Raw genomic sequence first — 11,489 nt, forward strand, 5'->3', positions numbered from 1 at the left:
TCATGGTTTGATCAGGTCAAGCAGAACTTTCTCATATTTATCCAGAATAATATTCTTTGAGAACCTTGATTTAATAGAGTTTTTTATAGCATCTCTGTTATAGTTGCTCTGCAGTACATTTACAATCTGCTGGGCAAAATCATCATAGTTTTCAATATTGGCAATTTCACCGTTTATATTGTGCTGAATGATCTCATTGATTCCTCCGGGACAGTTATTAACTAAGGAATAAGTTCCGCATGCGCCTGCTTCCAGAAGAACATTGGGAAAGCCTTCATACCGTGAAGAAAGCACAAATAGATCTGCATATTTCAGGTATTGGTAAGGATTTTCCTGTCTGCCATGGAAGATCACTTTTTTTAATCCTAAGAGTTCTTTAGTTTGAAGTAAAAGATCTTTATCTTTTCCGTCTCCTAAAATGTGAAGCATGATATTTTCATTTTTCAGCCTTGAAAAAACCTTCAGCAGGTTATCAAATCCTTTTCTGGAAGATAAATTACCAATAGCCACTACATTCTTATAATTGTATTTGAAGCATTCCGGTTTTAAGGAAATGGCCATTTTATCTTCAATAAAATCAAAGTCCACAGGATTATTGATCTTGACAATTTTTTTCTTTTTAATATTAAAATTATCAACAAGATCTTTCATCATATCATCGCTCTGAGCAATGATTCTCTGATAGTTATTGTAAAAATTGTAGAAAAATTTAATCTCTTTGCGGGTTACATGCTGTGTTACAACATTAGTTTCCCTCGCAATGAATTTTGTTCTTGGAAAAAGTTTTATAAACAGAGATAAATAAGCATTTACTTCACCAAAACCAGAGAATACAATATCAGGTTTTCTTCTGTAGATTTCTCCTAAAATAGGTTTTAATGAATGTCTTATTCTTTCGGTATTGATATCGATAATTTCGACATCTTTTTTCAGAAAATTCAAATATCCGCCTTGTTTACGTAACAGCAAAATCTTGGGCTCAAACCGATCCCTGGAAAGATGATTCGCTATAGTTGTAACAATCCTTTCTGCTCCCCCGGTTTCTAAGTCCGGCAGAATAAATATGACAGATATTTTTTTCATCAATGTAAAGTTAGTAAAAAGTTTTGTTAACCTTTAAGCCCATTTCGTTAAATAAAGGTATAATTTCGTTAATGTTTTCAATACTTAGAAAGGCATATTTATCTTCAGTATAATTGACTCCTCTTCTTCTAAAAAAAGAAAAACTCCCATCATCTTTACCAAAAAAACTTTCGGGTTCTCCAAAAATGATATCCCCAAAATGATGGGTATTCATTTCAGCATTTACCTCCTTTATTTCATTCAGATTTTTATATTTTAGAACCTTCCCGCTTCCCTTTTCAACGATAGCTATCCTTTGGTTTGTAATTACATAATAGTTATTTTTCAGTTTCCAATACTTTACAATCCATCTGAAAAAAGTAACGTATAAAGCATTACAAAAAACCCCAATCCCTATTATTGAAAAGAGCCAAAAACTGGAATTTAAGCTACTCGTAATAAAAAACACGCCAATTGCAAGGTAGAATACAGAAAAAGCTGTTCTCAACTTTTCTGTCATATTAAAAAAGAAACTCTTCTTAGGAAGAATTTCTTTTTTAATTATTTCGTTATTGTTTAAAATCATTTTAGTTAGCTACGTCACTGATAAATTTAATTCTCAACATTCTCACTTCTTCATCAGATAATTCATCCCCGAACTCATCCAGCAAAACTTTCATACTGTCGCTCTCAGATTCGTTCATGAATTCCATGAATCCGTCTACGATGTCTTCATCAAAATTGTCTTCAATATAGTAATCAATATTTAGCTTTGTTCCCTGATAGACAATCCTTTCCATTTCTTTCAAAAGTTCATCCATAGAAAGGTTTTTAGCTCTTGCAATATCTTCAAGATCAATTTTTTTATCAGTGCTCTGGATAATGAAAACTTTATGGCTTGATTTATTGGCCACCTGTTTCAGTACCATATCCTGAGTACGTTCGATATTGTTCTCTTCAACGTACGTTTTGATGTAGTCTGCGAATTCTTTACCGTATTTTTTAGCTTTTCCTTCCCCTACACCGTAAATTTTGGTAATTTCATCTACCGTAATAGGATACTGAACGGTCATGTCCTCCAAACTTGGATCCATAAACACTGTGTATGGTGGAATACCGTGCTTTTTGGCTACTTTCTTTCTCAGTTCTTTCAACAGGTTAAAAAGGTTCTGATCTAATCCTCCTCCAGCCTGCTGCTGTACCTGGTCGCTCTCCGCTTTTGCCTGGGTAAGATCAAATTCTCTGTCTTCAGCAATTAAAAAAACATCTTTAGATTTACCATTCAGGACACTTTTTCCTTTCTCTGTAATTTTTAAAACCCCGTAGGTTTCAATATCTTTTTGTAAAAAATTCTGAACAGTCGCCTGTCTCAAAATTGTTTTCCAGTAGTTATCTTTTTCATCTTTTCCAAAACCGAAATGAGCACTTTGTTCAAGTTTATACGATTTTGTAACTGCGTTTTCTTTTCCTACAATAACGGATATCAGATCTTTTGATTTGAATTTTTCTCCGGTATCATTAATCAGTTCCAAAGACTTTTTTAAATCAGCCGTTGCATCCTTCAATTTTGGCGGATTGGATGAGTTATCACACATTTTTGCTCCGTTTCCGTTTACCGGATCGAAACTTTCCCCAAAATAGTATAGAATGTATTGTCTTCTGCTCATTGAAGTTTCAGCATATCCTACCACTTCATTCAGAAGCTGTAATCCGATTTCTCTTTCTGAAACAGGTTTTTGAGCAAGAAACTTCTCCAGTTTTTCAATATCTTTCGGATCATAGAATGCCAGACAATGGCCTTCACCCCCATCTCTTCCTGCTCTACCGGTTTCCTGGTAGTAGCTTTCCAAAGATTTCGGGAAGTCGTAATGAATAACAAAACGTACATCCGGTTTATCAATTCCCATCCCAAAGGCAATAGTGGCTACAATGACATCTACTTCCTCCATCAGGAATTTATCCTGATTTGCGACTCTCACTTTTTGGTCAAGACCGGCATGATAAGGAAGTGCGTTGATTCCATTCACCTGCAGAAGCTGAGCAAATTCTTCAACTTTTCTACGGCTCAGGCAGTAAACAATTCCGGATTTTCCTTTATGCTGATTGATAAATTTTACAATTTCCTTATCTACATTGATTTTAGGACATACTTCATAATATAGATTAGGACGGTTGAAGCTTTCTTTAAACACCAATGCATTGGTCATTCCTAAAGTTTTCTGGATATCATCCTGAACCTTAGGAGTTGCAGTAGCCGTTAAAGCAATCACCGGTACATTGGCGATTTTGTCAATAATCTGTTTCAGATTCCTGTATTCGGGTCTGAAATCATGCCCCCACTCTGAAATACAGTGAGCCTCGTCGATAGCAAAGAAAGAAATTTTCACTTCTTTCAAAAAATCCAGGTAATCATCTTTAATTAATGATTCAGGAGCTACATACAGAAGTTTGGTTTTGCCGCTTTTGATATCGTCAAAAACCTGCTTGGTCTGCGTTTTGTTTAATGATGAATTCAGTACGTGTGCTACTCCATCATCTGATGAAAGCCCATTCACTGCATCTACCTGATTTTTCATCAACGCTATTAAGGGCGAAACTACTATTGCTGTTCCTTCCGAAATAAGAGCCGGAAGCTGGTAACATAATGATTTTCCGCCACCTGTAGGCATTAAAACAAATATATCCTTCCCATTCAATAGGTTATCTATAATTTGTTCCTGCTGGCCCTTAAATGTAGAAAACCCAAAATACTTTTTCAATTCGCCTGATAAATTGGCTTTTTTTGCGCTCATCTAATTTTCTATTGCTAAATTTGCATCACACCCAAAGTTATAAAAATTCTGCTTAAAATAAAAGCGAACGAATTTATAAAAAATAAAATTTATATTAAATATTCTTTTTAAAATATAACGTTTTTTAGGAACTTTTTTGTATACCTTATCTTCATAAAATGGATAGAACCAACATTATATCAATTGCCAAAAGCACTTTAGAAATAGAAATTTCTGAACTGGAAAAATTAAAAAACAGAATTGATGACCAATTTGCACAGGCCGTAGAGATTATTCACTCAGCAAAAGGGAAACTCATTGTAGTAGGAATCGGAAAATCTGCCCATGTGGGGAACAAAATTGTTGCTACGTTAAATTCTACAGGTACGCCTTCTCAGTTTTTACATGCGTCGGAAGCTATTCATGGTGATCTTGGAGTTATTCAAAAGCAGGATGTTGTTTTATGCATCTCAAATTCCGGAAATTCTCCCGAAATTGCCAACCTGGTTTCATATTTAAAGGATTATTCTTCTGCTTTAATTGGTATGACCGGAAATAAAACCAGTAAACTGGCTGAGTTTTCAGAAGTGATTTTGGATACCCACGTGGACGTTGAAGCCTGCCCGAATAAATTGGCACCTACAAGTTCTACAACGATACAAATGGCGTTGGGAGATGCTTTAGCTGTTTCTTTAATGGAGCTTAATGATTTCAAAGCCAATGATTTTGCCAAATTTCACCCCGGAGGAAGTTTAGGAAAAAATCTGACGTCTAAAGTAGAGCAGTTTTTATCTTCACAAAAGCCTCAGGTTACAGAAGATTCTTCCATAAGAGATGTGATTATTTCCATCAGTGCTTCAAGCCATGGAATTACAGTGGTAACGAACGACGACCAGATTATTGGTGTTATCACAGATGGAGATTTAAGAAGAATGCTGATGAAAGGAGAAGATATCAGTAAGGTTTTGGCTAAAGATATTATGTCTGCCCGTCCCAGAACCATTGAAAAGGACGCGCTGGCTAAAGAAGCCATGAAAGTTCTGAAAGAAAATAATATCGGTCAGCTGGTAGTAACGGAAAAAGGAAAGTATTTCGGGATTATTGATCTGCATAAACTGTTAGACGAAGGGATTAACTAGTGTTCAAATAAAAGAGGTCAGGCATTATACCTTCGGATCAGCATTTTAATCAAATATTTTTAAGGTATTATGATGATTATTCTTTATTTATTGATTCTATTCCCAATATTTTTGAAAAAATATCTTGACTATCAGGATTCACAAAGAAATAAAGTACATTATCATCCGTTGGAACCTGATCCTAGCCCTGACTATTCCCACCATGACAGAAATCTGCACCATGATCAAAAAAGTCAGGACTATTTTGATCTTGTCGTCCGATGCCTGATTTTCTGTACTTTTGATGATAAAAAATACGATTCTGTGGCAGACTGTCTGTCTCTAACAGATATCGGATATGATTTACGCATATTTTCGTACAGCGAAGAAATAGAATCTTTATTCAGAAATAAGTTCATCAGCGAATCGCTGAGACAGAAAATAGCAGATTTTAAAAAGGTTACTGATGAAGTGGATGAAGAAGAATGGTATTTCGAATCATTAGATCTCAGCCATGATGAAAGATGGAAAAAAATTAATGTAGCAGCAGAAGATCTTTTAACAGAAATGAATATTAAAGAGAGGGATTTTGATTTTGCTTTATATGTACCTCGATAATTTTAGAATCCAACATCGGTCATTTAACTAAATATTTCATAAATTTGCGCTTTAAAAATTGTATTCTGTGAGTGATGGTAAAGACATGTCCTTCCTTGGACATATAGGAGAATTAAGAGGGCATCTGATCCGTTCGATTATTGCTATCATAATTGCGGCTTTTGTGGTTGGTTTTAATATCAACTGGATTATGGACCATATCTTTTTTGGGCCTACCAGAAATGATTTCCCGACTTTCAGAGTTGTTAATCATTTTTCAAGAATGATTTTGGGAGAAGACAGTATTCATCTTCCAAAGGACTTCCCTGTTCGTGTACAGAGATTATATCAGCAGTTCAATGTAATGATGGCTGTTTCAATTTTTGGAGGAATGGTGGCTGCATTTCCGTATATCGTATGGGAACTGTGGCGTTTTATAGGCCCTGCTTTACATCCGAGAGAAAGAAAAAATTCTATTTATATTATTAATGCGGTATGGATTCTTTTCATGACCGGAGTATTATGTGGTTATTTCCTGATTCTTCCGTTCGCCGTTAATTTCGGGGTTATTTTTAAAATCTCAGATATTATCGTTCCGCTGTATGATTTAAGTGATTATACCACTTTATTCTTACAGGTAGTTTTGGGTATGGGTGTTATTTTCCTTTTCCCGATATTGATCTACTTCCTTACCACCATCGGAATTCTTACCCCTACATTTATGAAGACTTACCGTCGTCATGCGATCGTTTTGATTATGGTAGTGGCTGCAATTATTACTCCGGCAGATGTTTTAAGTATGCTGATGGCTGCATTCCCGCTCCTTATCTTATACGAATTCAGTATTATGATGTGTACATTCACTTATAAAAAAGTACAGAAAAGCAACGGAAATCTTCCGGCAGTACAGAAATAAACAGTATTTTTTACTGATAAAAGCTTAAGCGCTACCATTTGATTGAACGGTAGCGCTTTTTTTATTTAAAAAAATTAACCTTAATTATATTTATTCTTAATATAATTAAAAACAACGATAAAATTAAACTAAAATTATAAAGTTTGGAGCAATTAGTAACGTATCACCAACTAAAGATTTAAAAAAATGAACTATCTTTAAAAACTTTAATAAAAATCAATCAAAAAATATGAAAAAGAAAATTATTTTCGTCTGTGCATTGGCTTTAAGTCTGGGTGGTTTACAGGCACAACGCTGGGAGCCGGTCTCGGAGAAAGTTACGCCAATAAGAAAAGAAGTAAAAGTAGAATATGCCTACAAATTTGATCTTTCTGCATTAAGAGAGCAGCTGAAGAATGCTCCTGAAGCAGGAAAAGGAGGAAACGCTGTAATTGTTTCTCTCCCTACAGCAGATGGAAGAATTGAAAGATTTTCAGTGTACAGTTCCCCAGTGGTAGAAAAATCCATGGCAGAGAGATACGAACTGGGAGCATATGCAGGCATCGGGCTGGATAATCCACATAAACAAATCCGGTTCAGTACAGCACCCAACGACTTTCAGTCTATGACATTCAATACCGATACAGGAAAATATGAATTCATAGAACCTATCAATAAAGAAAAGGACATATATGGAGTCTTTTTCAAATCTAACAAATCTCACGAAGACCCTTTTGAATGTACAACTTCTGAGCCTGAAAAGGTAAAGAAAGAAATGAATAAGCTGCTTAAAACAAAAAATGTTTTAAAAGGGTTAGGTATTGCTAATAAAAGTAACGAACAAAAATACAGAACGTATAGAATTGCCATCTCCGTAAACGGTGAATATACACAGCTAGCCGGAGGTGTTCCTGGAGCGGCAGCCCGTATTAATGCTACAATGAACCGTGTAAATGGTGTTTTTGAAAAAGATTTTGGAATCCATATGATTGTACAGGATCTTCCCCAACTTATATTTGCAGATCCCACTACGGATCCTTATTCGAATGTAGTAACAAATTCAAATGGTACTTATAGTGCTCCCGCAGCATGGAATCTTCAGCTTCAGCAAACGCTTACCAATACTGCCGGTGTAGGGAATGCCGCCTATGATATAGGACACTTCTTTGGCCACAGAGGTGGTGGTGGAAGTGCCGGAGATGTAGGAAATGTCTGCAGAAATCCTGCAAGCAATAATGATGCTACTTCCAAAGGAGCGGGAATCACTTCCCCTTCTACTCCGGATCAGCCTTTCGGAGATAATTATGATATCGATTTTGTAGCTCACGAGATTGGCCATCAGTTCGGTGCAGCACACACGATGTCTATCGCTTTGCATGGAGCCCACATGGAGCCGGGATCCGGGTCTTCTATTATGGGATATGCCGGTATTACCAATTATAACGTTCAGATGCATTCTGATGCTTATTTTCATACCAAAAATATTGAGGAAGTAGGAGCTTATGTTAATGCTCAGGACTGTGGAACTATTACAGCAGTAGCCAACACACCTCCTTCTATTCAGCCAATGGTCAATAAAATGATTCCTAAAGGAACAGCTTTTGTGTTAACAGCTTCTGCAACAGATACACAAAATGATCCGATGACCTATACCTGGGAACAGTATGATCTGGCTACTTCTGCTTTTGGTCCCGTAAGTGCTACCAGAAATAATGGTGCGAATTTCAGATCTCTGATGCCTACCAATTCGCCTACACGTTACTTCCCTAAATTCACAAATGTTCTTAACGGTGCTCTTACCAGTGCTGCAGATTGGGAAACAGTATCCAACATACCAAGAACCATGAATTTCAAGGTAACCGTGAGAGATAATAACCCGGATGCTGCACAACAACAGACTCAAAGCAGTCTGATGAAAGTGGATATCGGAAATGAAGGACCTTTCAAAGTAACTTCCACTACGGTTTACAATAATACACCGGGAGCTGTTACATGGGATGTGGTAAATACCAATAATGCTCCGTATAATGTTCAAAATGTTAAAATAGATTATACTACAGACAACGGAACTACGTGGACGGTTATTACTCCATCTACAGCGAATGACGGATCTGAGCCGTTTTCTTTCTCCTCTCTGGCAACTGGTGCCAGTGTAAAAATAAGAGTAAGCGCCATTGATAATGTATTCTACGCTGTTGGAAATGCTACGGTATCTGCCTCTGCAAGTGCCTGTACAACATCTGCTCCAACAGGGATTACAGTAACCGGTATTACAAGAACTTCAGCATCTGTCAACTGGACAGCGTTGGTAGGAGCAACATATTCTGTAATGTATAGAAAAGTAGGAACAGCAACATGGACTACGGTTCCTGTTTCAACAAATGCTTATAATATTTCAGGCCTTACTGAAGCTACCCAATATGAAGTACAGGTAGCCAATGTTTGTAGTGCTTCTGTTGGTTCTTATTCAGCGTCAACAAATTTTACCACTTCTCCATTTGCTAAATGTTCAATAACGGGAACAAACGCTGCTGACGAGTATATTTCCAATGTTACGGTCACCGGTGCAGGAATGAGCCCAGTTTCAAATAGCAGTAATAATACTCCTTACACAGACTATACTTCAGATCCTTCAAAACTGATTACCCTGATGTCCGGTTCTTCAGGTAATAATGTAAGTATCACCAAGGGATGGACAAGTTCTCAGTATAATGATGGAGTAACTGCATGGATAGACTTTAATAAAGACGGAGTATTCTCTTCTTCTGAGGTAATCTACACAAGCGCACCTAGTATCACATCACCTGTTTCAGGAACATTCTCCGTACCGGCAGACGCTTATACGGGAGGAAACGTCATCATGAGAGTGGTATTAGGATATGAAAGCCAGCCAAGCAGCGGATGCAGCAACCAGCAGTATGGTGAAGTTGAGGATTATCCGGTATTAATCCAACAACAGCTTTCTACCAGTGAGACCATGAAAGATCAGAGCTCAATTCAGATCTACCCTAACCCGGCAAGTGATGTATTGAATGTAACCAAGATCTCATCTAAAGCTCAGTTTATCATTACGAATATGGCGGGTCAGAAAGTAATGAACGGACAGATTAATGACAACAAAATCTCTGTATCAAAATTAAGTACAGGAGCTTATATTATTTCTATTGAAGATAAAGGAACAACTTCAAATCTGAAATTCATCAAAAAATAAAACCTAACCCGTTTTTTACAGCCCGGCAGTGACCGGGCTTTTTTATGTCTTCTTAAAATCTGTATTTAATTTGATTTCCGGCATGGGCTATTAATTTAATTTTATACTTTTGAAAAGATTTAATAAAAGTTCAAATGAAAAAGTTGTCATACACACTCTTATTTGCATCGGGACTGGCTTTTGGACAGTTCTTTGAGAAAGATAAGGTTTTCACGAAACAGGATACTTTAAAGGGTTCCAATACTGAATTCAGAAATTTTTGGGATGTCAAGAAATATGATCTTTCCGTAGAACCGGATTTTGAACAGAAAAGCATCAAAGGAAATAATAAAATCAGCTTTGAGATTATAAAAGATGTTACCAATCCTGTTTTCCAGATAGATCTTCAGCAGCCTATGAAAGCTGATAAAGTAGAAGGAAACTTTCCTGTTGCCAATTACAAACAGGATGGAGACTTTATTTTCATTACAGCGAATAAGAAATTCAAAAAAGGCGAAAAATATACGATTAACGTGATCTATTCCGGAAAGCCCACCATTGCTAAAAACGCACCCTGGGACGGCGGATGGGTTTTTACTACAGATGAAAAAGGAAATCCATGGATGACTGCTGCCGACGAGGGAATAGGAGCTTCCATATGGCTTCCTACCAAAGATATCTGGAGCGATGAACCTGATAACGGAATCATTATGAAAATTATCACGCCTAATGATCTGGTAGGTGTAGGTAACGGCAGACTCACTGATAAAAAAACAAACGGCAATAAAACTACTTATACCTGGGAAGTTAAAAACCCTATCAACGCCTACTCCATTATCCCGAGTATAGGAAAATATGTGAACTTTAAAGATATATTTGAGGGTGAAAAAGGAAAACTGGACCTGGATTACTGGGTCATTGACTATAATCTGGACAAAGCAAAAAAACAGTTTCAGCAGGTAAAACCTATGCTCTCCGCATTTGAATACTGGTTTGGTCCGTACCCGTTTTATGAGGATTCATATAAACTTGTAGAGTCTCCTCACCTTGGTATGGAACATCAGAGCAATGTAGCCTATGGAAACAAATATCAGAACGGGTATCTTGGAAGAGATCTTTCCGGGACAGGAGTTGGATTAAACTGGGATTTCATTATTATTCATGAAAGCGGCCACGAATGGTTCGCCAATAATATTACCGCAAAAGACCAGGCTGATATGTGGATCCATGAAAGTTTCACCAACTATTCCGAGACTCTTTTCACGGAAAAATATATGGACAAAAAATCTTCCGAAATCTATGTTCAGGGGATCAGGAAATTGATAGACAATGACGTTCCTATTATTGGTCAGTACGGCGTAAGAAATGAAGGTAGCGGAGATATGTACCCGAAAGGCGCCAACATGATTCATACCATAAGACAGGTCATCAATAATGATGAAAAATTCAGACAGATTTTAAGAGGTTTGAATAAAGATTTTTATCATCAGACGGTTACCACCCAGCAGATTGAAAATTATATTTCCTCAAAATCGGGAATCGATTTTTCAACGGTGTTTGATCAGTACCTGAGAACAATAAAAATCCCAACCCTTGAGTATGCTCAAGATGGTGACACTTTAAAATTCCGTTATACTGATGTGGTAAAAAACATTAAATTACCTATAATCATTGATGGTGATCAAACTATAAACCCAACAGAAGAATGGCAGACCGTAAAGCTTAAAAAAAATACTCCTGTTGAATTAAACCCTAATTATTATATTAATTACAAGAATATTAAATAAAGAGAAAAGGCAGATTCGCACACCAGCAGATTTGCCTTTTTGCTTTTTGACCCTAAAATTTTAAGAAAA

At 36.6% G+C, this 11,489-nt stretch carries 8 protein-coding genes; 5 read left to right on the top strand and 3 right to left on the bottom strand.

All coding sequences use genetic code 11. The features are described from left to right. Genes J2786_RS07580 through recQ form a run of 3 tightly spaced genes read right to left on the bottom strand, consistent with a single transcriptional unit; the run spans window position 1 to window position 3,854 of the window. Window positions 1-1,083 (bottom strand): glycosyltransferase, encoded by a 1,083-nt coding sequence (locus J2786_RS07580; protein ID WP_047429623.1) that lies wholly within the window; start codon window positions 1,081-1,083, stop codon window positions 1-3. Window positions 1,084-1,093: 10 nt separating this feature from the next. Next, the gene (locus J2786_RS07585) at window positions 1,094-1,648 is read right to left on the bottom strand and encodes a hypothetical protein (protein WP_310024497.1); all 555 of its coding nucleotides are present in this window, start codon (window positions 1,646-1,648) and stop codon (window positions 1,094-1,096) included. Between the two features lies 1 nt (window position 1,649). Continuing rightward, a complete protein-coding gene (gene recQ, locus J2786_RS07590) occupies window positions 1,650-3,854 on the bottom strand; it encodes a DNA helicase RecQ (RefSeq protein ID WP_142016677.1) in 2,205 nt (734 codons plus the stop codon). A gap of 158 nt (window positions 3,855-4,012) precedes the next feature. Here recQ and J2786_RS07595 point away from each other — a divergent pair, with 158 nt between their 5' ends. The 5 genes from J2786_RS07595 to J2786_RS07615 all read left to right on the top strand — a co-directional run bounded on the left by J2786_RS07595 (window position 4,013) and on the right by J2786_RS07615 (window position 11,420). Further along, window positions 4,013-4,972, top strand: coding sequence for a KpsF/GutQ family sugar-phosphate isomerase (locus J2786_RS07595; RefSeq protein WP_310024499.1), 960 nt, complete (start codon window positions 4,013-4,015; stop codon window positions 4,970-4,972). Window positions 4,973-5,041: 69 nt separating this feature from the next. Beyond that, window positions 5,042-5,569, top strand: a complete 528-nt coding sequence (locus J2786_RS07600; RefSeq protein ID WP_310024500.1) for a hypothetical protein — start codon at window positions 5,042-5,044, stop codon at window positions 5,567-5,569. A 67-nt stretch (window positions 5,570-5,636) separates the two neighbouring features. After that, window positions 5,637-6,464, top strand: coding sequence for a twin-arginine translocase subunit TatC (tatC, locus tag J2786_RS07605; protein WP_185097534.1), 828 nt, complete (start codon window positions 5,637-5,639; stop codon window positions 6,462-6,464). Window positions 6,465-6,693: 229 nt separating this feature from the next. Then, complete coding sequence (locus J2786_RS07610; protein WP_310024503.1) at window positions 6,694-9,654, top strand: reprolysin-like metallopeptidase; 2,961 nt, start codon at window positions 6,694-6,696, stop codon at window positions 9,652-9,654. A 134-nt stretch (window positions 9,655-9,788) separates the two neighbouring features. Next, window positions 9,789-11,420 carry a M1 family metallopeptidase gene (locus J2786_RS07615; protein ID WP_310024505.1) on the top strand — a complete coding sequence of 544 codons (1,632 nt, stop codon included), beginning with the start codon at window positions 9,789-9,791 and terminating at the stop codon, window positions 11,418-11,420. Window positions 11,421-11,489: the final 69 nt, after the last annotated feature.

Origin of the sequence: Chryseobacterium vietnamense, assembly GCF_031454475.1 — a bacterium.
In the GTDB taxonomy this organism is placed as follows: domain Bacteria; phylum Bacteroidota; class Bacteroidia; order Flavobacteriales; family Weeksellaceae; genus Chryseobacterium; species Chryseobacterium vietnamense.

What these genes read in the sequence shown, in the direction of transcription:
- J2786_RS07580 (WP_047429623.1), bottom strand. Translation starts at nt 1,083, where the DNA reads ATGAAAAAAATATCTGTCATATTTATTCTGCCGGACTTAGAAACCGGG.
- J2786_RS07585 (WP_310024497.1), bottom strand. Translation starts at nt 1,648, where the DNA reads ATGATTTTAAACAATAACGAAATAATTAAAAAAGAAATTCTTCCTAAG.
- recQ (WP_142016677.1), bottom strand. Translation starts at nt 3,854, where the DNA reads ATGAGCGCAAAAAAAGCCAATTTATCAGGCGAATTGAAAAAGTATTTT.
- J2786_RS07595 (WP_310024499.1), top strand. Translation starts at nt 4,013, where the DNA reads ATGGATAGAACCAACATTATATCAATTGCCAAAAGCACTTTAGAAATA.
- J2786_RS07600 (WP_310024500.1), top strand. Translation starts at nt 5,042, where the DNA reads ATGATGATTATTCTTTATTTATTGATTCTATTCCCAATATTTTTGAAA.
- J2786_RS07610 (WP_310024503.1), top strand. Translation starts at nt 6,694, where the DNA reads ATGAAAAAGAAAATTATTTTCGTCTGTGCATTGGCTTTAAGTCTGGGT.
- J2786_RS07615 (WP_310024505.1), top strand. Translation starts at nt 9,789, where the DNA reads ATGAAAAAGTTGTCATACACACTCTTATTTGCATCGGGACTGGCTTTT.